This window comes from Deinococcus sp. Arct2-2 (genome assembly GCF_004801315.1).
Lineage (GTDB): Bacteria > Deinococcota > Deinococci > Deinococcales > Deinococcaceae > Deinococcus.
Window position 1 is genome coordinate 1 of sequence record NZ_SSNW01000023.1, and the last position, 22,693, is coordinate 22,693.

Annotated in this window: 21 protein-coding genes and 5 pseudogenes; 13 read left to right on the forward strand and 13 right to left on the reverse strand. The window is 60.2% G+C overall.

Annotation, left to right across the window (positions count from 1 at the left end; translation table 11 throughout):
* From E7T06_RS11095 to E7T06_RS11110, 4 genes are all read left to right on the forward strand, one after another.
* On the forward strand, nt 1-297 hold a 297-nt coding region (locus E7T06_RS11095), incomplete at its 5' end, for a transposase (protein WP_205750893.1).
* A 59-nt stretch (nt 298-356) separates the two neighbouring features.
* A complete protein-coding gene (locus E7T06_RS11100; RefSeq protein WP_240741004.1) occupies nt 357-656 on the forward strand; it encodes a hypothetical protein in 300 nt (99 codons plus the stop codon).
* A 408-nt stretch (nt 657-1,064) separates the two neighbouring features.
* Complete coding sequence (locus E7T06_RS11105) at nt 1,065-1,424, forward strand: HU family DNA-binding protein (protein ID WP_136365863.1); 360 nt, start codon at nt 1,065-1,067, stop codon at nt 1,422-1,424.
* Between the two features lie 358 nt (nt 1,425-1,782).
* A complete protein-coding gene (locus E7T06_RS11110) occupies nt 1,783-2,484 on the forward strand; it encodes an SDR family NAD(P)-dependent oxidoreductase (protein ID WP_205750895.1) in 702 nt (233 codons plus the stop codon).
* Between the two features lie 808 nt (nt 2,485-3,292).
* Here the strand turns inward: E7T06_RS11110 and E7T06_RS11115 are convergent.
* Nucleotides 3,293-3,709 (reverse strand): helix-turn-helix domain-containing protein, encoded by a 417-nt coding sequence (locus E7T06_RS11115; RefSeq protein ID WP_205750897.1) that lies wholly within the window; start codon nt 3,707-3,709, stop codon nt 3,293-3,295.
* Nucleotides 3,710-3,787: 78 nt separating this feature from the next.
* Between E7T06_RS11115 and E7T06_RS11120 the strand changes: the two genes are divergently transcribed.
* Both E7T06_RS11120 and E7T06_RS11125 read left to right on the forward strand, forming a co-directional pair.
* Nucleotides 3,788-4,408: an NAD(P)H-dependent oxidoreductase gene (locus E7T06_RS11120; protein ID WP_136365865.1), complete on the forward strand. Its 621-nt coding sequence runs from the start codon at nt 3,788-3,790 to the stop codon at nt 4,406-4,408.
* A 99-nt stretch (nt 4,409-4,507) separates the two neighbouring features.
* Nucleotides 4,508-5,300: pseudogene (locus E7T06_RS11125) on the forward strand (IS982 family transposase).
* A gap of 93 nt (nt 5,301-5,393) precedes the next feature.
* Here the strand turns inward: E7T06_RS11125 and E7T06_RS11130 are convergent.
* Nucleotides 5,394-5,594, reverse strand: coding sequence for a hypothetical protein (locus tag E7T06_RS11130; protein WP_136365866.1), 201 nt, complete (start codon nt 5,592-5,594; stop codon nt 5,394-5,396).
* Between the two features lie 174 nt (nt 5,595-5,768).
* A pseudogene (locus E7T06_RS11135) lies at nt 5,769-5,874 on the reverse strand (IS6 family transposase); the annotation flags it as partial.
* 396 nt (nt 5,875-6,270) lie between these two features.
* Between E7T06_RS11135 and E7T06_RS11140 the strand changes: the two are divergent.
* From E7T06_RS11140 to E7T06_RS11165, 7 genes and pseudogenes are all read left to right on the forward strand, one after another.
* Nucleotides 6,271-7,149 carry an AraC family transcriptional regulator gene (locus E7T06_RS11140; protein ID WP_136365867.1) on the forward strand — a complete coding sequence of 293 codons (879 nt, stop codon included), beginning with the start codon at nt 6,271-6,273 and terminating at the stop codon, nt 7,147-7,149.
* Between the two features lie 209 nt (nt 7,150-7,358).
* Nucleotides 7,359-7,778, forward strand: a pseudogene (locus E7T06_RS22070) (SDR family NAD(P)-dependent oxidoreductase); the annotation flags it as partial.
* Nucleotides 7,779-7,848: 70 nt separating this feature from the next.
* Nucleotides 7,849-8,101, forward strand: a pseudogene (locus tag E7T06_RS22075) (SDR family oxidoreductase).
* A gap of 149 nt (nt 8,102-8,250) precedes the next feature.
* Nucleotides 8,251-8,988: an SDR family NAD(P)-dependent oxidoreductase gene (locus E7T06_RS11150; protein WP_136365868.1), complete on the forward strand. Its 738-nt coding sequence runs from the start codon at nt 8,251-8,253 to the stop codon at nt 8,986-8,988.
* A 355-nt stretch (nt 8,989-9,343) separates the two neighbouring features.
* A complete protein-coding gene (locus tag E7T06_RS11155) occupies nt 9,344-10,447 on the forward strand; it encodes an XdhC/CoxI family protein (protein WP_136365869.1) in 1,104 nt (367 codons plus the stop codon).
* Entirely contained in the window at nt 10,434-11,027 is a 594-nt protein-coding gene (locus tag E7T06_RS11160) for a nucleotidyltransferase family protein (RefSeq protein WP_136365870.1), read from the forward strand. The genes E7T06_RS11155 and E7T06_RS11160 overlap by 14 nt, the downstream gene beginning before the upstream one ends.
* 133 nt (nt 11,028-11,160) lie before the next feature.
* Nucleotides 11,161-11,852 (forward strand): annotated as a pseudogene (locus E7T06_RS11165) (IS6 family transposase).
* Between the two features lie 273 nt (nt 11,853-12,125).
* On the opposite strand, the gene E7T06_RS11170 reads toward E7T06_RS11165, so the two are convergent.
* The 10 genes from E7T06_RS11170 to E7T06_RS11210 form a co-directional block, all read right to left on the reverse strand.
* Nucleotides 12,126-12,956, reverse strand: coding sequence for an SDR family oxidoreductase (locus tag E7T06_RS11170; RefSeq protein ID WP_136365871.1), 831 nt, complete (start codon nt 12,954-12,956; stop codon nt 12,126-12,128).
* A gap of 84 nt (nt 12,957-13,040) precedes the next feature.
* Nucleotides 13,041-13,586 carry an ester cyclase gene (locus E7T06_RS11175; protein WP_136365872.1) on the reverse strand — a complete coding sequence of 182 codons (546 nt, stop codon included), beginning with the start codon at nt 13,584-13,586 and terminating at the stop codon, nt 13,041-13,043.
* Between the two features lie 1,087 nt (nt 13,587-14,673).
* Nucleotides 14,674-14,847, reverse strand: coding sequence for a hypothetical protein (locus tag E7T06_RS21230; protein WP_168733489.1), 174 nt, complete (start codon nt 14,845-14,847; stop codon nt 14,674-14,676).
* Between the two features lie 107 nt (nt 14,848-14,954).
* Nucleotides 14,955-15,383: an ester cyclase gene (locus tag E7T06_RS11180; protein ID WP_168733490.1), complete on the reverse strand. Its 429-nt coding sequence runs from the start codon at nt 15,381-15,383 to the stop codon at nt 14,955-14,957.
* Nucleotides 15,384-15,675: 292 nt separating this feature from the next.
* Complete coding sequence (locus E7T06_RS11185; protein WP_136365874.1) at nt 15,676-17,883, reverse strand: xanthine dehydrogenase family protein molybdopterin-binding subunit; 2,208 nt, start codon at nt 17,881-17,883, stop codon at nt 15,676-15,678.
* Nucleotides 17,880-18,869 (reverse strand): xanthine dehydrogenase family protein subunit M, encoded by a 990-nt coding sequence (locus E7T06_RS11190; RefSeq protein ID WP_136365875.1) that lies wholly within the window; start codon nt 18,867-18,869, stop codon nt 17,880-17,882. The genes E7T06_RS11185 and E7T06_RS11190 overlap by 4 nt, the downstream gene beginning before the upstream one ends.
* Complete coding sequence (locus tag E7T06_RS11195) at nt 18,856-19,548, reverse strand: 2Fe-2S iron-sulfur cluster-binding protein (protein ID WP_136365876.1); 693 nt, start codon at nt 19,546-19,548, stop codon at nt 18,856-18,858. The genes E7T06_RS11190 and E7T06_RS11195 overlap by 14 nt, the downstream gene beginning before the upstream one ends.
* 97 nt (nt 19,549-19,645) lie before the next feature.
* Nucleotides 19,646-20,578, reverse strand: a complete 933-nt coding sequence (locus tag E7T06_RS11200; protein WP_136365877.1) for an SDR family oxidoreductase — start codon at nt 20,576-20,578, stop codon at nt 19,646-19,648.
* Between the two features lie 162 nt (nt 20,579-20,740).
* Complete coding sequence (locus tag E7T06_RS11205; RefSeq protein ID WP_136365878.1) at nt 20,741-21,481, reverse strand: SDR family oxidoreductase; 741 nt, start codon at nt 21,479-21,481, stop codon at nt 20,741-20,743.
* Nucleotides 21,482-22,003: 522 nt separating this feature from the next.
* A complete protein-coding gene (locus E7T06_RS11210; RefSeq protein WP_136365879.1) occupies nt 22,004-22,690 on the reverse strand; it encodes a TetR/AcrR family transcriptional regulator in 687 nt (228 codons plus the stop codon).
* Between the last annotated feature and the right edge of the window lie 3 nt (nt 22,691-22,693).

The following is a 22,693-nucleotide window of genomic DNA, read 5'->3' on the forward strand; positions in this document are numbered from 1 at the left end:
AGCATTGAGGATCGCTTGTACCTCACCAGCCTCAACGGTGAGGCGAGTGAAGCGTGCAACGCTTCACGACTGCACTGGGGCATCGAAAATGGCTTGCACTGGCTGCTGGACGTCGTGTTCCGTGATGATGCCTCCAAGGTCAAACTCAGAACGGCACGGCAAAACTGGCTCACCATTCGACAACTGGCCTTGACACTCCTCCGACGGCAGGGCACGGGATCAGGCAGTATCGCCTCCAAACGCTTCCGTGCCGCCCTCGACACCACCTATCTCATGAGCCTCCTGACTTTGCGGTAGCCCTGACCTGTATCGCAACGACGTTGCAGGTGTTGGCGGCGGTGGAATATGCTCCAGCGTTGCATCACACCCAACCGACCCGTGAAACCCTCTTGGCGTTTAGCACGGAACTCGACCGGCATGCGGCAGATGTGGCAGCGCTGGCCGGGGAACGGCAGTTAGACTTACCTGCTTTGGGGCAGGGGTGGTACGAGCGCTTGGCGGCGGAACGGGATGAACCGCTGCACGCGGCGTATCAAGCGCTGCATTCGGCGGCGTATTTGGGCCTGGCCGGTGGGTCGACGACTGCCTTGTTGCTCTCCGCTGTGGCCTATGCACTGCGGGTGCTGGCGCAGCGGGAAGGCCACCTCTGCCACTGAACAATCTTTCTTGTCTTGTGCCGGGTGAGTACGGGCAGCCCAGGCAAAGTCCACCGCCGAGCTGAACTCGGTAGCACCGCCGCAACCTGTCCACTTGCTGGCTTGACCCGTTCCGTGTGCCCCGGCTACACGTTCAATTCGTCCAGGTTAGCGCCGGACGCCTTGTGGACAGCAGTGAAAATACCGCCAGCAGTGGGGTGGGTGAGGCAGTCTAATGACTCCCTGAGCGCCACCTTTTGGCGACCTACCACCCGTCGGGCCTCTGCTCGCTTCAGTGCGTCGCACCCCAACGGCGGTTCTGAACAGCTGACCCCCTTGGGCAACAAGCACCGAATCCCCGGCCCGAGAGGGTCACCTCCTCATCTGGGACATCTTGCATGTTGGCGGCCCAGCCGTCACACTCGCGCCATGACCAAGAAAACGGCCAAAGCCCCAGCGAAAAAAACCACTCCCAAAGCGGCTCCTGCACCTCAGGCGGCGCCTGCCGAGAGCAACAAGATCGGCAAAGCCCAACTGGTCGACCTCATGGCCGATCAAACCACGCTGACGAAGAAGCAGAGTGATGAAGTGTTCAACAGCATGCTGGATCTTTTGGTGGAAGCCCTCAAGAGCGGCAAGAGCGTGGGCCTCCCTGGTCTGGGCACCCTGAGCGTTAAGGACACTGCCGCCCGGACTGGGGTGCGCCCCGGCACCAGTGACAAAATTCAGATCCCCGCCGGTAAGAAAGTGGCCTTCAAAGTCGCCACCACCCTCAAAAGTAGCCTTTAAACCAAGGGTGAAGGATCAAGGCTGTGCTTCGGCACAGCCTTTTTCATAAACCCCGACCGGAAAGCCGTGCTGTGGGCGCAACCTCGCCTCTGCTTTACGAGCCTTGGCTTTGGCTAGGGCTAGGTTGATCTGATTTCTGTATGGGGCGAAGAAACCACCTCTCCCCTCCCCCACGACTTCGCTCCGGTGTTCTTGATCGGGACACAACGATTCGTTCAACAAAGGTCAGAGGTTTCTGGATTGCCCTTTGCGAACGGATGTCAGCTGGAGTCTCTGCACCGCGCCTGGATCCGGGCCTGCAATGTGGGATCGGCCTGCAACTCCAGCACCAAGGATTCCAGCAGTTCCTCAATTCTGGTTGGCTGAGGCAGGCCTGAACCTGGTACTGGTGGCCCGCCGGGGGGACGTGCTGAACGCGCTGGCCGCTCAATTGCAGACACACGGCATACAAACGTTAGTGGTGGCCGCCGACCTAACACACCCAGAGGGTGTGAAGCAGGTCACTCAAGTTGCGCACGACCTGGATCTCGGCCTGCTGGTCGCGGCGGCGGGCTTCGGCAGCTCCGGCCCGTTTCTCCAGACCGACTTGATGCAGGAACTGGAGATGCTGGACGTCAACTGTAAGGCGGTGTTGTCCCTGACGCACCACTTCGCTCACAGCTTCGCAGCCCAGCAGCGCGGCGGCCTGGTGCTGATGAGTTCATTGGTGGGCTTTCAGGGCGTGCCCGGTACCGCCAACTACGCGGCCACCAAGGGGTACATCCAGACGCTGGCCGAGGGCCTGCACGCTGAGCTGGCCCCATACGGGGTAGACGTGCTGGCCTCCGCACCAGGGCCGGTTCACAGCGGGTTTGCCGAGCGCGCCAACATGCGGATGGGCTTTGCGTTGACTTCGCAGGAAGTCGCCCGCACCACCCTCTTGGCCCTGGGCCGCCGGGGCACGGTGCGGCCCGGACGGCTTTCGGTGCTGCTCGAAGCCTCTCTCGCCCTGCTGCCGCGCTGGGCGCGCACCCGCATCATGGCCTGGGTGATGGGCAACATGACCCGTCATCAAACCTAACGTTGATCTCGCTCCTCGCGCTCGCCCTGGCACTCAGCTGAAATTGCAACACTTCGGTAGTTTTTGCCCGCTGTTGATGCACCAGCTCACGGATGTTTCAGGCGTTCAGTGCCGTTTGTCCACACGCCAATCACAAGCGGCTAAAACACCTTCCCTCAATCAATTGGGGGAGGAAATGGAGGCCTAGATCACGGCAGGCCATCTCCAGATCAGAGGGTGCCCAAACGCAAGTATGAACCACTACACCGCGGCGACTTGGCCGCCCACGAGGCCGGGTACTGTTTAGCAAGCCACTACCTGATCTGGGGGTTCTCTCGCCCTGATCTCAGCCCTTACTTCGACACTCCGTTTAAGGGTTTTGCTCAAACCTATGCGCTGGCTTGCGAGGAGTCGCTGGCCTCACTCGGCTGGGTGAACCCCCGGCCTGCCCAGTGCACCTCCGCGCACGGTGCTCGCTCTAGAGCGGGGAGAGAACTAGCTGTCTGCGGCCAGAGTTTTACTCACCTCTGAGTAGAAGCTCAATCCAACTCGCCGGGAATGCCCACCGCAGCCAGCTGTAGGCGCGGCGTGGCGTCCAGCTCGGCTAGTTGCTGCACCAGCTGTGGGCGTCCCTCGCCCGCTGGGTCAGGGAAAGAAGGTCAGTGTTGAGCCCGACGGCTTCGGTGAGCGCTGTAAACGCGCTCAGGGCTTCGGCCTGTGGTGGTGGTTCGAATTCAGATTGATCTGGCGGGTCAGCCGACCATACCCTGGTCAGAACCACACTGCCCCCCACCAGACTTGCTGGTGACATGATGCGCGGAAGAATGATTTACTCGCCTTCTGGCTCAACCCGCGCCCGGTGGTCTGCCATGGTTTTCTTGTTCCGCGCCGCCCAGAGGTGGAGGGGAACCAAGGCAGCGCGAAGCGTCTGCCCTAATTCCGTCAGTTCGTAATCCACGCGCGGCGGAACGCTTGGAAACAGTGTTCGTGTAACAATGCCGTCCGCTTCAAGCCGCTTCAATGTCAGCGTCAGCATTCGCTGCGAGATCCCGCTGACGCGCCGCTGAACCTCGTTGTAGCGCAATGGGCCATTGGAGAGCGCACCAACCACCAAGATAGTCCATTTGTCACCAACGCTGCTCAGAACGTCAGCCAGTCCCTTGCAGTCCGCAGCCGACAGGGCATTCTCCGGAACAGAAATGTGCGTTTCGACCATAAAAGTGCCTTCTTGCGAACGGTGTTTCATACGCTCCATACTAGCGCTACGAACAGATTGTTCGCAACTCTACAAAAATTCGTTGTGAACGAAGTTCAAAGGAGCACTATGCCAAAGCTATTGATGGTCGAAGCAGGGACACGTGGCCAATACTCGATTTCCCGCAACCTCGCTGTGAAGTTCGCCGAGGAGTGGAAAGCCGCACATCCAGACGGCGAAGTCGTTGTCCGCGACCTCGCCAAGACGGAGCTGCCCTATCTGCATCTTCCCTGGCTCAACGCCAGCCTGACGCCACTGGAGGCGCACACGCCCGAGATGAAGGAGGTGCTGCAGGTGTCCGACGAACTGGTGGATGAACTGCTGGCAGCGGATCATATCGCGGTCAGCACGCCAGTTCATAACTTCAACATCCCCGCAAACCTGAAGTCGTACATAGATCATGTCGTGCGCAAGGGCCGAACCATCGGCACGACAGGAGAGGGGCTGCTCCAGGGTAAAAGGGCCACCATACTCTTAGCTTCCGGTGGGGTGTACACCGAGGGTTCCCCGATACGTGACCGGGACATCGCCACCCAGTATCTGCGCCTGATCCTCGAGAAAGTCCTGGGCATCCAAGAAGTGACGGTTGTCGCGGCAGGCGGCACCAAGGTCGTTGATCTGGGACAGCAGACAATGGCGGCGTTTCTGCACCCCTTCGAGCCTGCCGTTGCCGCCGCTGCAGGCGAGTAAAGTTCATTTGCCGCAAGCCGTGCGACATCTGAAGGTGTAATGAATCACCGCGAATAGAGGTTGACTTGCGGGGCAACACATGAAAAAGGGACGGTGCTTATGTGCCGTCCCGATCTCACTGTACTGCCGCTCCCTGACGCTGTCACCGCACTCAGTCAATGGATCACGCCCCACCTCCCTCGCAAGCTTGTTCACTCACATGAAAAGGTCTCTGATGCAGACCTCTTGGCCGCCCGCGCTGCTTCAGAAGTTGCGCAAGATGCCGTATTTCAGCCGCTGGTGGCGCCTTGTGAAGCTCAATCATTTCCCAGACTTCCCCTCTGAGCCCCAGGCCCGCATCCGGCTCGCCCGATTGACCCCGGTGGTCGAGCAGCTAGCCACCGAAGTCCAGTGCCTGGACTTCGTCGCCGTCGATTCGGAGCCCTTGCCTGTCTCGACATTCAAGCGCGCCCCACGGTGCAAATTTCGTGGCGCCCGTCATGGCCTCAGTACCGCTGGGCCGGTCTACGGCTTCAAACTGCATGCCTGGTGCGCCTTGAACGGCAAGATTGCAAAATACGAGATTCGTCCAGCGAATCAGCACGATTTCACCGTGCTGTGCGAGATGAACAAAGATTGGCCCTCTTACGGCGGGCCAAAGCAGATTGGGGATAAGGGGTATCAGTCAGGGACGTGCTTGACGCCACCGAAGGTCAATGCAAAGCAGTGCGATCCGCGCTGGAAGCCTGAATACGGAGCAGCCAGGAAATGCATTGAATCGGCATTTTCAGTCTTGTCAGGAGCCGGGATACGCTGGGGACAAGTGAAGACCTATCTCAGCCTACGGCTCAAAGTCGCATTGGGCGTTCTGGCACACAACCTGAAATACATTGATCTTGAGAAAGGCAGATAGGCGCCACGACGTCTCACTGCACCTGGTGACCCCATCCATTAAAGAGGCTTGTTCGCTCGAAGGGTGATAAATCCGCTTGGTTCAACAATTCCATCACGCGTAGGGAGCCGCCTCGCCGTCCAGCCCAGAACCATCAGCGATCGACACATAGCCACCACGTCCACGATGACCTGCCCTAAATTTGATCAGCAGGGCATACCCCCTTGGCGTTGCCGCCAGGGTTCCTAACCACCGTTGAGAAAGATGGGCCAGCATGAGTGGCAGCTCTTCACTCAATGGCAGCGGCAGATCCATGACCTCTCGGTAAAAGGAGGATCCGCGATCGCGATAGATCATTTCAGCGTGGACCGCATCATGTGAAGGCTGACTGATTGGGTGGGCCAGAATGCCAGCCACTGAGGGGGAGTGGCGTCCTCATGGACGTCCGTTCACGACGATGCTGATCTCGATACCGCGCTGGTGGAGTCATTCTTGGACTTCTCGGTCACTCAGGGGGAAGCGGTGGTACAGCCAAACCGCATGCTGGATGGGTTGTTATGGGGAACCGGTGGCGGTAGGGCTTGAGATCAGTCACAGCGGATCAGCCTACCCCAACCCGGTTAAGGCAACACAACCCTTTGAATCAGTGGGCACGCTGCCTACCTCTGGACAGCATTGATCCGGCTGCCCGGTTTTACTCTCTAGCCCGAAAGGAATTGCAAATATCAGCTCGCCTCAACTAGGCAAAACACGGGCAACTCCACCCGCCAGATGGTCTGCTTTGTGATAGTCATCAGAAGTGAAGGAGGGTAGAGTCTTTGCCTAGTTGAGGCGGAGCAACCGACACCAATCACAACGCCGTGACCCAACCGATCCTCCTGCTCAATATTGACGGAGCGCAGGACGGAAATTTTAGATACTTCTGCAGGGAACCGTATCCATCAGTCTTCAGCTGTCGGGCCACTTGGTGGCCCAACACGAGGAGAGTTCCATGGAACTTGTTTCACAGGACAGCCGCGCCGCCCAGAGCTCACATCCCGGAACGCTGCAGCAGTGCAGCACCCAAGCCAACTGGCAGTCCCTACTTTTGCAGAGCTACACCAATCCCTCCAAGGTGGAGCAGCTCATTGTCCCAGCGGTTCCGGACTATCAGATTGTGCTGGTCACTGCCGGCAATTGTAGGATAGAAACACAACGCCGGGGTTCCTGGGCATGGGCCGAGTACCGGCCAGGCGATTTAGGCATGACCGCCCCACACACAGAAAATTGCCTTCGGTGGAAATCTGAACGCGTCCATGAGACTCTTCATCTTACGTTGCCCTTCAAGCTTCTCAGCACGGTTCATCAAGAGATCGGCAGGTGTGCGATTCCGTTGGCTGATCTGCCCAACCTACTCCGTCAAACTGATCCACTCATTGCCGCCGTTATGGCCGCGCTGCAACGCGGTCTACGTCACGGTGCCCCTGAACTGTATGCTCAGTCAGCCGCTTACTTCTTAGTCACCCATCTCTTGAGTGCCTCCCGCCCAGACTGCCAGCCTCCTCATCTCACTGCGGCTGGCGGATTACAGCGGATTGACGAGTATATGCAGGCCCACCTTTCCCAGGCTCTGACCCTAGATCAGCTGGCTCAAGTTGCCGGTCTAAGCCCATTCCAAATGCTGCGAATGGCCAATGCAGTCTGGAAAGAAACACCGATGCGCCGCCTGACCCGTCTGCGAATGGAACTCGCTCAACGTTTGCTCAAGCAGCGAGACATCCCGGTTGGTGAAATTGCGCTGACCTGCGGTTACAGCAATCCCTCACATTTCGCAACTGCCTTCCGGCGTGTGACTGGCGTCTCCCCAACGGTCTTTCAGCGGCTGCATTGACAGACAGTCTTTGTTGATCTTTCATCTTTCGTCGCCTGCGCAATTTCGCGAAGGGGGCGCAAGATCACGAGCGCCGTTGCTTCCCCCATCTGAAACACTAAATGAACCACTGAAACCTGACTCGGTTTCGGTGGTCCACGTTTCCTTGTATTCAAACCGAACTCACCGAAAAACCGGAGGCTTGGTTGCGCCAACGATGAGGTGTAGATATGAGCGAGCAATACATCAAAACAGCCATTGTTATAGGGGCGTCGCGGGGCATCGGCGCAGCTATCGCTCAGCGCCCAGGGCGCAACGGATTCGCCGTGATTGTGAATTATTCCAGTGACCTGGTTCCAGCCCAAGACGTCGTGAGTAAGATCACTGGGGCGGGCGGCCGGGCCACCGCTTTCAAAGCCAATATCAGTGATCCAGCAGCCATGAAGGGCATGTTTGACCAAGTCGAAACCCGGTATGGTGACGTCAATGTTCTGATCAACAACGGCGGCGTCATGTTGCTGAGTTCTGTGGCCGAGACGGACAATGAATCGTTCGACAAACAGATCGCCGTCAACTTGAAGGGGACGTTCAATGGGTTATGCGAAGCGGCCAGACGGCTGCGGAACGGCGGACGGATTGTCAGCTTCTCGTCTAGTGTGGGTGGGACTCTACCAACCGACTTACGCCGTTTACGCGGCAACCAAAGCGGCCACAGAAGCGATGACTCACATTCTGGCCAAGGAGCTGCGTGGGCGCGAGATCACCATCAATGCCCTGTCCCCCGGCCCTGTAGAAACCCAACTGTTCACAGAGGGCAAATCGCCCGAACAAATTTGCTCAGGCGGCCAGCATGACTCCGCTGGGGCGGCTCGGCCAGCCCGCAGACATCGCCAGTGCTGTGGCTTTTTCGGTCGGCCCGGACGGAGGCTGGATCAACGGTCAAGCCATCCGGGCCAACGGCGGGGTGATTTAAAAACCTCGCCTGTAGCATGGCGAGTTTTCGGAAGGGCGCCAAAAGCTCTCCATTCCCGGCGTGATGGTCTTTCTTTCGATCCTGGCTTTACTCCGTTGATCTGAAAGATAAAAGCGACCTAATCAACCACAATCACGATAGGAGTTGCCATGCCCACCCACCCACACACCATCCTAGTCACGGGCGCGTCTAGCGGTTTTGACAGGATGTGGAGTAATGCGCTGGCGGGTCACACTGTCTACGCCTCTATGCGTGACACCACTGGGCGCAACGCGCCGCAGGTCGCTGACGTGGTTCAATTTGCTCAAGAACATGGGGTCAATCTGCACGGCACCGAACTAGACGTGAATTCTGAGGAGTCGATTCACCACGCCGTTGAGCAGGTCATCGCTGAGCAGGGCCGGATCGACGTGCCGCCCAACAATGCCGGTCATAGGGTGTTTGATCCCTCCGAAGCCTTTACGCCCGAGCAAATCGCTGAACTGTACGACGTGAACGTGGTCAGCACCCAGCGGGTTAACCGCGCAGTTCCCCCCCATATACGTCAGCAGCGCCGCGGGCTCATGCTATGGATGTCGAGCAACAACGTTGCGGGCGGTACCCCTCCTTATCTGGGGCTTTGTTTCACAGCCAAAGCTGGAATGGACGCGCTGGCAGTGTCGTACGCTCGTGAGCTGACCCGCTGGGGTATCGAGACCTCAGTTATCGTTCCCGGCGCCTTCACCAAAGGCACCAACCAGTTTGCTCATGCAGGATCGCCGGCCGATATCGACCACGCCGCCAAGTATGAGAATGGGCTGTACCAGGGCTTCAGTGCCCAGGTTCAGCAGGCCTTTGCCGAGATCGTATCGGAGGACGCTGACCCCACTTGGCCACCGCTGCGTTAAAACGCAGGAGTCAAAAACTGTCAACCTAGATTCTTTCATGTAACTTGAACCACTGTCAAAACTCTTGAGGGCTATTCGCCTCTCCTCTTCGCTGCTGAGGCTGCCCAGGCGCCTCGCTCTACAAGGAGAACCTGATGCGTCATCTCCTCCCGCTTAAAGCGCTGACCCACGGCGCGCCCCCGGGCCAAGGCACCGCTCAAATCTCCGGGATTAACCAGATTTTCAGCGCCTGTCAGCAGGCTGCCGATCACCTGAACAACGAAGACATCTTGTGCGGTGGTCAAAAGCTTTCTAGCCGCTTTGCTGGGGGGGTTAACCTGGAGTGGCACCTTTGGCGCGCGGCTGGCAGGCTGCCATGGACGCGGGTGCCGTGAAAGGTGAACACCGCTGGCTGTCCCCTGCCCGCAGCTCGCGGGCCCGCGGGGAAGCAGGTGCCCTTGCCACCGTCGTGCGAGTTCAGGGAAGTGCCTACCGGCGTCAGGGTGCTCGCCTCTTTGCCGACGCAGATGGCACACATTTCGGCGCCATCAGCGGCGGATGCCTTGAAGCTGAAGTGCTATACAGCGTGCCTGAAGTGGTGGCGTCCGGTCAGCCTCGGCTGTTACGGTTCGACACCACTGACGCTGAAGACGCCGTATTTGGATATGGCAGCGGGTGCTCCGGCATCGTCGACATTTTAGTTGAGTCGGTGGGCAGTATCTCTGCAGGGCTGTACTTGGACACGCTGGAGGCCGTAATTGCCGACCGCCAGCCAGCGGTGATGATCACGGTCACGTCAGGTCTGCACCTGGGACAGCGGGCGGCTTGGCGGGGCGGCATCTGGCACGGCCCGCTGGTGCCCGACCTTCCACCGCTGGTTCGGCAACAAGCCGAAGGGGGTTTCGACGGCGAACTGCCAGGTCAGTTCACTTTTAGCACGATATCCGGCGAGATTCAGGCGTTTGCCGAGATCCTGCATCCGCCGCTCCACCTCTGCATCGTCGGTGCCGATGAGGGCGCCGCTGTGCTGGCCCGCTTCGCCCAAGAACTCGACTGGTCAGTCAGCGTCGTTGATTTTCGTCCACTGCTGTTAGAAGCCGCCCGCTTTCCCCCCGGCACCCGCTTGATCGAGAGTGGGGGGGGCGAACTTGAAGCCCACCTGCCCTCTGACGCTTTCAGTGCCGTTTTGGTGGCCAGTCGGCATTACTTGTATGACGTGGCCGCCCTCCGCACCCTTCTGAGGGCACCGCCCCCCTATCTCGGTATTCTGGGCTCGGCTCACCGCTTGAACCGCTTGCTGACTGAGGTTCAGCTTTCAGCCTGCCATCTGAAAGTGCTGCACGCTCCGGTTGGTCTGGATTTAGGGGCACACACGCCTGCACAGATTGCGCTTTCTATCGTGAGTGAGGTGCTGGCCACTTTCAATAGTCGTTCTGGCCTCCCGATGGGACGGGTGCCTCATCTTCATGTCACGACTTGAGCCGTTGACTGTTGGGGCTGTGGTACTGGCAGCTGGCGCGTCTCGGCGGCTAGGTCAACCCAAACAGCTGCTGCGGCTCCGTGGACTGCCAGTTCACCAGACGCTACTTGAACAAACCGTTGGCGCCGCGCAGGGTGGAGGCTGCTCGCCGGTGATCGTGGTTCTTCCCCCCACGCTCTCCGTGTCGCCCCTCCCTGGCGCTTGGCAACTCGTCAATGCCCAGCCGAACGAGGGACTGGCTTCTTCAGTGCGGCTAGGCATTGGCGCACTCGCCCGCACGGCGGTAGACGCCGCTTTGCTGTTGGTGTGTGATCAGCCTGCTGTCGATGCCGACTTAGTCAAGATGATGTGTAAAACGGCGCAGAACCACTTAGGGCGGGTGATCGCCTGCCGCTACGGGGCCGTCCAGGGGGTTCCCGCCATCTTCGGGCGTTCACTGTTTGCACAGCTGCTGGAACTCCAAGGTGAGCAGGGGGCCAAGCATCTCTTCGCCGCGCACCCGCCTGTCACTGTCGAGTTTCCTGATGGCATTTGGGATATAGATACGCCAGATGATTTGGAACGGTGGCAGGGAAATTAAGGCTGTCTGGCAGGGGTGGGGCAGATTGCTGATGCCTGCCGCTATCTGGCAGCTGTTGCTTGCAGGGTAATGGAGTGCTCAGAAGGATTTCTGGTTGTGTTGCCTTAACCGGGTCGGAGTAGGCTGATCCGCTGTGACTGATCTCAAGCCCTACCGCCACCGGTTCCCCATAACAACCCATCCAGCATGCGGTTTGGCTGTACTACCGCTTCCCCCTGAGTGACCGAGACGTCCAAGAATGACTCCTCCACGAGATTCTCCGCGAATGGTGCATCAAATTCGCTCCTCTTTTCGTGGAAGAACTGCGCTACCGGGAACCCCGACGGGGTTCCCGGTAGCATCTGATTGATGTGTGTCCGAGCGTCGATGGCGTCCGACATTGGTTATGGCGTGCAGTGGACGAGCACGGATTCGTGCAGGGCATCTTTCTCCAGCGTCACCGCGACGCCAACGCCGCAAAGATTTTCCCGACCTGCCTCTTGGGTGAATACGATGTCCCAGAAGTCATCTATACCGGGGCAGCTCCGCAGCTCCGGAGCCGTGATCTGAGAGATCCCGAGCCTGGCTGACGTCGACCACCAGCAGGTGATCTCCACAGCCCGCTGTAATAACGTGATTGAACAATCACACCGACCTACACGACGTCAGGAACGCCAACAGCAAGGATTCAGGCGGAGGAAACGTGCACAGGAATTTCTGAGCCTGCTTGCACGAATAGAGAACCTCCATCATCATTCCCGCACCAGCGTGTTCGCCCCGACCAGACGAAGCAACCAGAAGCATGCGTTCCAGACGTGGTCAATGGTTGCAGCAGGGGTGGCCTGAATCTCAGGCCACCCCTGCCCTCAACCTGCCATGACGCCAGTTAAGGCAACACAGCCAACTAAACAACCCTGCACTGAAAGTACAGGGGTTTGGGAGCGACTAAAGTCGCCTTGACGCCATGACACTTACGCCACTCTCTCTTGGACGAATCGCCTGTCATCCGATATCAGTTGCAGAGTAGTTTTTACCTTCTCTCTGCCGAAATGCCTGATCTCACAGCCGCTTGCACTAAAGTACATGGCTTCAGACCAGCGCGTTGGAACAGTGAACACCTCAACTTGTCAGGTCGGTGGAAAACGCGATATCCCGCTGGTTCTCCAGTGCAGCAAGGCGGGCTGTAAGCGCCGCATGGATCTGGGTATAGGCATTTGCCCCGAGGGTAACTCGCCGGGGAGCGGGCATTTGGTCTGCGCTGGCAATCATCGCCTGAACCACCTTCACGGGGTCGCCCAGCGTCCCGAAAGAGCCGCTGTTCAAGCCCCGGCGAACCTCGCCTGCCGGAGTCTGGTCATACACAGCCATCGGCGCGGAACTGACCATGCCACCCACGAAGTTGGTCTGGGTTGGACCCGGTTCAATGAGCGTGAACTCAATGTTGAAGGGGGCGACTTCCTGGGCCACCGACTCGACGAAGCCTTCCAGCGCCCACTTGCTGGCGTGGTAGAGGCTAAAATTGGGGTAGGCGATCTGGCCCCCCTCAGATGAAATCTGGAGGATGCGGCCCCCCCCTTGGTCCCGGAGATGCGGAAGCGCGGCCCGAATCACCGCCACTGAGCCAAGAATGTTGGTGTCGGTCTGCTGGCGAATCTGCACGTCGCTCACCTCCTCCGCCGCCCCGAACAGGGCGTATCCCGCGTTGTTGACCACAACATTGATGCGGCCCAGTTCGGTAAAGGCCGCGTCGACCACCCGGCGCACCGCGTCCGGGTCACTGATGTCCAGCGCCGCGACCCACAGCTGGTCGCCGTACTGGGCCTTGAGGTCGTCAAGAGCGCCCGTGGTGCGGAGCGTGGCCGCCACCCGGTCACCCCGTGCCAGCAGCTGTTCTGTCATCTCCCGGCCCAGGCCGGAAGAGGTGCCGGTGATAAACCAAGTTGTTGTCATGTCGAAGCTCCTTTGAGGGGAAGAGGCAAGATCAGTAGCTGTCGGTGGGGTCGCCCGTCAGATCTTCGGCGTCTGATCACCCGGCTATTTCCCCTCAGCACCAAGTTGACGTAAGTAGTCGCGAACGTCATACTGTACCCACTCTTCAGCCAATCGCCCGTCTTTGTCATATCGGAAGATATTGATGATGTTTTGCGTGAATCTTTTGCCGGTCGGCGGAAGCGCCCCGACCGGCGACTGGGTGAACTCGCGCTCAAATACGCCAGAGAAAGTGGTCTGGCTGGCGACAAAGTCCCCCTCCACAACTATCCGTCCACGAGTAATCGTGTACTCGGAGAAGGCCGCCCGCGACGCTGCCCAAAACTTTTTGAGGGCCGGGAGATTCAAGTCACCGAGCGGACCATGGAAGACAAAGTCTTTTGAGAAGTAAGCGTCAAGCGCCGCGTCGTCTTGCCGAACGATGGCCTGTTCTCCTATACGAATAAGGCCCTGAACGATCTCGGCTCTAGTCCTCTGCTTGAGAGGAGCGTTTTGCTGCGTGGGGAGAGCTGGCGTAGGCGTTGCCGTCTGTGCCAGCGAGGAAGGCAAGGCAATCAACGCCAGCGCCGTAATGAGCATTTTTCTGTTCATAACAATCAACTCCTGTATTTGCTCAAACTGATTAATCAGTTTATGAGCGCCAAAGCATTACAATCGTTACTTTAGTCTCAACGAAGTACAATTGACATCTGCTCAATTGACAATATGGATTAATCAGTACCTAAATTGTTGATATGACTTCTAATTAAAATTTGTCGCAAGATTTTTGTGTAGTAATATCACTCTACTTATTATTGAATATTTGTCAATATTACCTGTCAGCATTTTGTAAATGAATAAAGCTTGCTCTAAGCTCATGTGACTAAGTTAAGCGACTTCAGCCTAATTTCTAAATTTTGTAAGTATTAAATGCCCGAGCGTGAAGTAGCGGTGCTGACGGCTGTAAACAGTCAAGTGTCGCCTGGTTAAGCTTTACCGAGTAGGGCGGGTAGACGTGTTTAGGCAGGGGGAGTGGTGCCCTCGTGGGAAGAAACGGTGTTCTCATGGGCGTACGTTTATGACGCAGAAGCGAGTCTGACCAGAACACAGCTCTGCTCAAGGCAGTGCCTCTGTGCCCAAGACGCAGCAGCCTAAAACAGTGGACAGGATGTACTTAAAAAATTTCGAAGCGCACATGTGCGGAGCACGGTGCGCTCCAGTCCAGCCGCTGATTCCGCTGATACAGAGGAAGCGCGGAGCCGCTCCCAGCTGGCGTGCGCGCCGTTGACCATGTCAGTCCAGCGTCCTGTAAGAAAGCGTGTGCGCCGCTTCCCGGCGCGAATCACGGGAAAACACCACCTCGCTCCAATGGCCGACAATGACTTACAAGTCGGTGAAGCGGTCAAACACGCCGGACAGGCTCATGCAGAGCAATTGGATGACTGTCTCATGATGCCAGCCGATCATGCTGGGCATTAAACCAAGGTCAACCCGGTTGCCCAGGTCCGAAGAGTAAGTGTCCTAAACGACGCTAGGCGGGGTCTACGGATGCAGGTGGATCGGCACGCGTAGCGCTGCGAAGGTGGACTCTACCGGGACGCGACACCACGGTTTCCGTCACAGCGTCGTTTGGCCGGCGGGCGGCATAGGCCCTACCTGGCTCCAGGCTCTGCGTGCCCGGCGTTGTTAGCGAGATCATTTACAAGTCGACGCCGCTATCCATCAGGCAAACCCATTCGTCCGACTGGCCCAGAAGACGCGTGGCAATGTAGCCGTGCCTGAGGCTGGGGTCTCGGTCGCTTGAACTGAGGACGCGCCATTCGCGAAGAATCTCGTTGGTAGAAAAATGCCCTTCGGTTGCGAAGATTTTCATGATGGCTTCTCTTTCCGCGTGACACGGTGCCTTGTTCACAGGTGAGGGGCAAAGCCGGTGGCTGTCGGTAAGGCCGCCTGCCCGCTGTCTGGCGTCTGATCGTCCGGTTATTTCCCTTCAGCACCAAGTTGACGTAGGAAATCGCGAACGTCGTACTGTACCCATTCCTCAGCCAGTCGCCCGTCCTCGTCGTACCGGAAAATATTCATGATGTTTTGCGTGAAGCTCTGGCCGGTTGGCGGGAGCGTCCCGACTGGCGACTGGGTGAACTCGCGCTCGAATACGCCAGAAAATGTGGTCTGGGTGGCGATGAAGTTGCCCTCCACCACCATGAAGCTGCGCGTGATCGTGAAGTTCGAGAAGGCCGCCCGCTCGGCGGCAAAATAACTCCTCAGGCCGGGGTAGTCCAAGTCGCCGGTGGGACCGTGGAACGTGTAGTCCGGCGAAAAGTAAGCGTCGAGCACCGCGTTGTTTTCACGGACGATGGCCTGCTCGCCAATCTGGACGAGGTTTTGGATGATCTCGTTTCTGGTCAAAGGCAATCCCTCCTGTTAAGGGGAGCGTTCTGCTGCGTGAGTGTCCTTGGCGTGGGCTGTGTCGCCACTGGTGACGTTGGCGTTGCCGCCTGCGCCAGCGCGGGAGGCAGCCGACGTCACCCCTGTGATGAGCATTGATTTCTTCATGACAGTCAGCTCCTGATCCTGCTCGCGCTGATAGGGCTTCCGTCCAGTTGTGCAGGGCGATGCGAACAGTTTGGAACGGTGCTCTGGGCGGCGGAGGTCACCTGGCCGTCCGACGGGCAGGTCATCGTTGTTCAGCTGGTTTTCGTCACAGCAACTTTTCAATGGTGATCGGCAGGTCGCGGACGCGCTTGCCGGTAGCGTGATACACGGCATTGGAAATGGCGGCGGCCACACCGACGATCGGCAGTTCGCCCAGCCCCTTGGCCCCCAACGGGCCGATGGCGTAATCCACCTCGTCAAGGTAGACCGCCTCAATGGGCGGGACATCGGCGTGGACCGGAATCAGGTACTCCGAAAGGTTGGCGTTCATGATTCTGCCGTAGCGCGGATCGGTATGGGTCTGCTCATGCAGGGCCATGCCGATACCGCCGATGATGCCGCCCACCGCCTGACTGTGGGCGGTGCGCGGATTGACCACCCGGCCTACCCCGAACGCCGATACCACCCTGCGAACCCGCACCTCCAGCACGTCAGGATCCACGCTCACCTCGACGAAGTGCGAGCCGAAGCAGTGCGTCGACTGTTTAGGCGCGCTCATCGGGGGCGCGCTGGTGAGGTGAACCTCTAGTGGCGCGTCCGAGCGGGCCATGAGCGCCGCGTAAGATTCGCGCTTGCCTGCGCCGCTCAGCCCTCCGTTCACCGCTGTCAGGGTCTCGGCCTTCAGGCCGTAGAGCGGCGAGCGCTGGTCGGCCACCGCCCGCGCCGCCAGTTGCCGCGCCAGTTGCCGTCCGGCCTCGCGCACCGCCGGGCTGAGACTGGCGAACAGTGCCGAGGCACCCTGAGCGTGGGCGTACGGCAGTTTCGAGTCGGCCAGCTCGACGTTCACCAGAGCCACGTCCAGGCCCACCGCGTCCGCCGCGACCTGGGCCATCGAGGTGTAGGTGCCGGGGCCGATGTCGGTGGCCGCGCTCAACACCGTCACGCTGCCGCTCAGGTTCATTCTGATCCTGGCACTGGTCGGAAAGCGCAGGGCCGGATAGGTCGCCCCAGCCATGCCCATGCCGATGAGCAGCCCCCCGTCCTTCATCGAACCCACAGCAGGCGTGCGGCGCGCCCAGCCGAAGCGCTCAGCTCCGAGCTGCATGGTCTGCACATAAGAGCGCAGCGACCAAGGCAGCTTGCTCTCCGGGTCGGCGAGCGGCTCATTCTTGATCCGCAGTGCCACCGGGTCCATCCTAAGGGCCACGGCTAGCTCGTCCAGGGCGGTTTCCAGCGCGAACATGCCGGTGGCCTCGCCGGGACCGCGCATATACTGGGGGGTTGAGACGTGCATCGGCACCAGCCGGGGCACGGTCGAGAGGTTGGGCACGGCGTACATCAGGCGGGTGGCGTCGAGGGTGTTCTCGGTGTACTCCTCGTAGGTGGAGGTCTGGCCCCAGGCCTCGTGCATCACTGCCGTCAGCGTGCCGCTGGCGTTGGCCCCCAGGCGCACCCGCATCCGTGTTTCGGGCCGGAAACCGGTGGTGCCGTACATCGCCTCGCGGGTCAGCGACAGTTTGACGGGCCGCTTCACCACCTGCGCCGCCATCGCTGCCAGATCGATGTGCGCCCAGGGCCGCAGGGCCGAGCCGAAGGCCCCGCCGACGAAGGGCGAGAGCACCCGCACCTGGTCGTAGGGAATACCGAAGGCCAGCGCGGCGTGCTGCTGGACACCCTTGACCCACTGGCTCTTGTCGTAGAGGGTCAGTTGGTTACCGTTCCAGACGGCGATGGTGGCGTGCGTCTCCAGTGGGTTGTGGTGCTCGGTGGGGATGGTGTAGCGCTGATCGACCCTGACCGCCGCCGCCGCAAAGGCCAACTCCGGGTCGCCGCGCTGGTAAGGCAACCCCCTGGACCCCTTCTCGCGCGGCTGATGGGCGGCACTCAGCCCCTCTTCAAAGCTGCTGATGGCCCTGAGCGGCGCGTAGCTCACCCTCACCAGCGCCGCCGCCGCCTCGGCCTGCTCCAGTGTGGTGGCCACCACCACCGCCACATACTGGCGGTTAAAGCGGATCACGTCGTCGCGCAGCGGTTTGAAGAACACGCCCACCCTGGTCGAAGTTTCCAGGGGCCGCTCGAACGGGCGGTAAGGCAGTTTCGGGGCGTTCAGGTGAGTCAGCACCGCCAGTACGCCGGGCGCGGCCTGAGCCGCCGCCGTGTCAATGGAGCTGATCCGCCCCCGGCTGATGGTGCTGAGCACCGGAATGGCGTGCACCACCCCGCGAATCGGGTACTCGGCGGCGAAGCGGGCGCGGCCTGTGACCTTGGCCCGACCCTCCTTGCGGGGGATGGGCTGGCCGACTGCCGGGCTCATGACCCCCCTCCAGCGAGCGTACGAAGCGCTTTAACCAGCGTGCGCTGGGCCAGCGGAATCTTGAAAGCGTTCTGGCTGCGCGGCTTGGCACCGCTGAGGGCAATCTGTGCCGCCGCCACGAAGGTCGCCTCGGTGGCGGGTCTGCCGACCAGGGCGGCTTCGGCTTCTTTCGATCTCCAGGGCTTAGTGCCCACCCCACCCAGGGCAACGCGCGCTGAGCGAATGGTGCTGCCCTGCACGTCCAGGCCCACCGCCGCCGAGGTAACGGCGAACTCATAGCTGGCCCGGTCGCGCACCTTCAGGTAGTGTGACCGGGCAGCGTGCGGCGCAGCAGGCAGATCGATGGCCAGGATCAGCTCACCGTGCTGAAGGACGGTCTCGATATTGGGAGTGCTGCCGGGCACCACATAAAAGTCCACCAGATTCACCGTGCGGTCGCCTTTCGGCCCACGTATCCGCACCACAGCGTCAAGCGCCGACATAGACACCGCCATGTCTCCGGCGTTGGTGGCGATGCAATTCTCGCTGGTGCCCAAGATCGCCAGCATCCGGTTCTCGCCGCCAATGGCTGAACAGCCTGACCCCGGCTCGCGCTTGTTACAGGGAAGCGCGGTGTCGCGGAAGTAGGGACAGCGGGTGCGCTGCATCAGGTTGCCGCCAATCGAAGCCTTGTTACGCAGTTGCGGCGAGGCACTGAGCAGCAGGGCCTGCGAAACTGCTGGAAATCCCTGCACGATCAGCGGGTGCTCGGCCACCTCACTCATGCGCGCCAGCGCGCCGATCCGCACGCCCCCGCCCGGCAGCGCCTGAATTGTTTTAAGTGGCAGCGCATTGATGTCCACCACCTGCGCCGGGGTTTCGACGTTGATCCGCATCAAATCCACCAGGGTGGTGCCACCGGCGATGAACTTGGCCTCTGGCTGACCCGACACGGTCATCACCGCGTCGCCCGCCGCCCTCGTTTTGGAGTAGTTAAACGCCCGCATCTCTGACCTCCTTGACCGCCGCCAGAATGCCGACGTAGCAGCCGCAGCGGCAGAGATTCCCACTCATCCACTCGCGGATTTCGGCGTCGGACCCAGCGTGGCCTTCCTTGATCACAGACACGCCCGACATGATCTGGCCGGAGGTACAGTACCCGCACTGGAAGCCGTCGTGGACGATGAACGAGGCCTGCATGGGATGCAGCGCATCCCCCTGTGCCAGCCCCTCAATGGTGGTGACGCTCTGGCCGTCGTGCATGACGGTCAGAGCCAGGCAGGCATTGATGCGAACGCCGTCCACATAGACCGTGCAGGCTCCACAGGCACCCTGATTGCATGTTTTCTTGGTGCCGGTCAGGCCCAGATGCTCGCGCAGGGTGTCGAGCAGGCTGGTGCGCGGGTCGAGCTTGAGAGCATGGGTTTTGCCATTGACCTTGAGTGCCACGCTGACCAGTTCGGGCGGGGCGTCGGTGGTGACTTGGGCCGGGGCGGCGGGTAGCAGCATGGCTGCACCGAGAGCGGTACTGACAGCCACAAAGGTGCGCCGGGAAAGGTCTGGCGAACCGGGCCGTACAACCGGTTCAGGTTCAGATTTTTCCGTCACCACGGGCTGTTCCCATTCGGGAAGCTGGCCGTCTGGGAGCTGGATTTCAGGGAGTCGGGACAGAACATTCTTGGCCATTGGGAAGTTCTCCATTGAGCTGGAATGTGGGGCTGCAACTGGTGGCCTGTCCTGGGAAACCGACGGCCAACACCCTCAACCGGTTTGGAAACAGAACCTAGGCGTGCTGCTTGATTAGCGCGGCAGGCGTGAGCAGGTCGCCCAGTCCCACCCGGTTGAGCATCTCTGTCTTTAAACGGTCCAATACCGGGAAGGCCACGCTGGCCCCGTCCTCGCTGGGATCGATGTACACCCGGAAGGGCCGCTTGCCAAACGGCGCGTCCACGATGTCCACGACCGCTCTCGCCACCAGGCCTGGATCGGCGTCCTCGGGCACGACCTCGTCGAAAGCCTTTTGTACCTGCGGGCCGAAGCCCTGGTACGGCCCGGCCTCATACTCGGCGGCGCGGGCGGTGTCTTCAGGTGCTCCGGCGTGGGCGAAGTGGTTGGTGCCCTTGGTAAAGGCCCCCGGCACGATGATCGAGGTCTCGATGCCCCAGCGGCTCAGCTCCCGGGCGTAGGAGACGGCCAGCGCGTCCATGCCCGCCTTGGCGGCAAAGTAGGGCCCCAGGTACGGCGGCGTACCGCCCGCCACGCTGCTGCTCGACATCCACAGCAGCAGGCCCTGGCGTGCCCGGCGCATGTGAGGCAGCACCGCCCGGTTGACGCGCTGGGTGCTGACCACGTTCACGTCGTAGAGTTCGGCGACCTGTTCGGGGGTAAACGCCTCGGTGGGGCCGAAGACCATATGACCGGCGTTGTTGAGCAGCACGTCGATGCGGCCGTGCTCATTTACGATCTGATTGACAGCCGCCTCGATTGACACTTCAGAATTCACGTCGAGTTCGATGGCGCGCAGGTCAGCGTGATGCTCCCCGGCGAATTTCGCCACGTCTTCGACCTGTGGCTTGTTGCGTCCAGCGGTCTCGCGCATCGAGGCGTAGACGGTGTGGCCCGCCTGGGCCAGGGCGTCGGCGCACATCCGGCCAAAGCCGCTCGACGCTCCGGTGATCAGGATGATGTTCTGATCCTTGTTCTTGTCGGTGGTCATAGGTCCTCCTGATAAAACGGTTTGTGTGCTCAGACGCAGTTGGTCAACGCGGATGCAGAACCCCTATGGCCTCCGGCATCGGGGCACTGCTGATCCTGATTGCGCGGTGCTGACGGGACTGACGCTGGCAACAGTGGAAGAGTAGTGATGAGCTCGACGGCGCTAAACCACGCCGCCGTTAGCCCGGATGACCTGGCCGTTGATCCAGCCACCGTCCAGCCCGACCAGGAAGGCCACCGCACCGGCGATGTCGTCCGGCTGGCCGAGCCGCCCCAGCGGGTTCATGCTGGCCGTCTGCTGGATCTGCTCCGGCGATTTGCCGTCGGTGAACAGGTGGGTCTCGACGGGGCCGGGCGCAACCGCGTTCACGGTGATGTTACGCTGCCCCAGCTCTTTGGCGAGAATGTGTGTCATCGCCTCGGTGGCCGCCTTGGTGGCGGCGTACACCGCGTAGGTCGGCGGGTACAGCCCCACCACGCTGGACGAGAAGTTGACGATGCGTCCTCCGTCGCGCAGCCGCCGGGCCGCCTCGCGCATGCCGTTGAAGGCCCCTTTGAGGTTGATGGCCACCTGCCGGTCAAAGAGGTCGTCGTCAGCCTCAGCGAGTGGTTTGAGCATCATCACACCGCCGTTGTTGATCAGGATGTCTACGCCACCGAACGCGGCCTCGGCCTGGTCGAACATGGCCTTCATGGCGGCGGAGTCACTCACGTCGGCCTTGAAGATCATGGCCTGGCCCCCGGCTCCCGTGATCTTGTCCGCTACGGCCTGAGCGGGAGCCGGATCATTAGAGTAATTCACCACAACAGCGATCCCGTCACGCCCCAGGCGCTGCGCGATGGCCGCGCCGATGCCGCGCGACGCGCCCGTGACGATGGCTGTCCTCGTTTGCCGATCAGTCATACGTTCCACCTCATCTCTGGTTCAATCGGAGTCCTTGTCATCCACCCTTACGCGAAGTCACACGCATGACTGAAACCACTGACCGGCCTTGTGGCTCAGTGGTCTCTCAAGTGTGCCAAGTGTCGGTAGGCTTGTCGCTCGTGATTTTGCATGAATCTTCGCCAGATTGCGCTCTGCCCCAGTTATAAACGGTCTGCCAACCCTTCTTCAACACTCGATGAAGATGTTGAAAGACAGTTGGAGCCACGCCGACGATCCGCCGGAAGGCCGCGGCCTTCCGGCGGATCGCTGTAACCGCAGCTCAAGGCGACCTAGCTGACCTAGTGGTCGTTCCGATCAAACGGGCGCTGGGCAAGTTCCATCCAGAGCCGGGTCAACTGGCGTATTAGAGTTTCATGCCAGATTGCCTTCGCGACCCTTGAAAATTGAACAGGACTGAGCCCGGCGACAAGTGCCAGTTGATCGGGCATGAGTGGCGCAGCGAGATGCGGGCGCAAGTTCCGGTTGCTTAAGTTGTCAAGATCATTGATTGGTTTTAAACCTGTCTTCCAGCTCAGCGCGACTTATAAGCTGCCCCGGCAATGATGAGGTGGTGACCCGGAGACCATCAATGAAGACGTGGGCCGCACGCTCCATCGCCAACGTAGGCTCGGGAAGATTGGGTAGACCTTGGGCCAGCAGGGCCCCGAACACGATGATATCGGTGGCGTTGACATCCTGGCGCAGCGTGCCCGCCCGTTGACCCACCTGAAGAATCTGGTCGAGTTCCGAACTGATGGCCAGTCGGAGCCCGAGATCAATCTTGCTCGCTGTCACCGGCGCGCCATGCAGGGGAAGCACCAGGGACTGGCGGTGAGCAATGGTGCCGACCAAAAAATGACGCAGCGCCAAGAAGGGATCCACCTCAGCGGCGCGGGACGCTTGAGCCAGCCGCAAAACCGCCTGATAGGCGCGGTGACTGAGTGCCGAAAGCAGCGCTGTACGGTCTGGAAAATGGCGGTACAGGGTGCCTATGCCCACACCAGCGTTCTGGGCAATGCGCTGCATAGTAACGCGGGGCCCCTCTTCAATAAAGGTTGCGGCCGCAGAGGTCAGCAGATGATCCCTGTTGCGCTGAGCGTCAGCACGCTGCTTGGGGGAAAGATCTGTCAGAAGCGCTTCAACGGGCTCTGTATTCATCATTCCATTATGAAGTCTTGCCAGCACCACAAA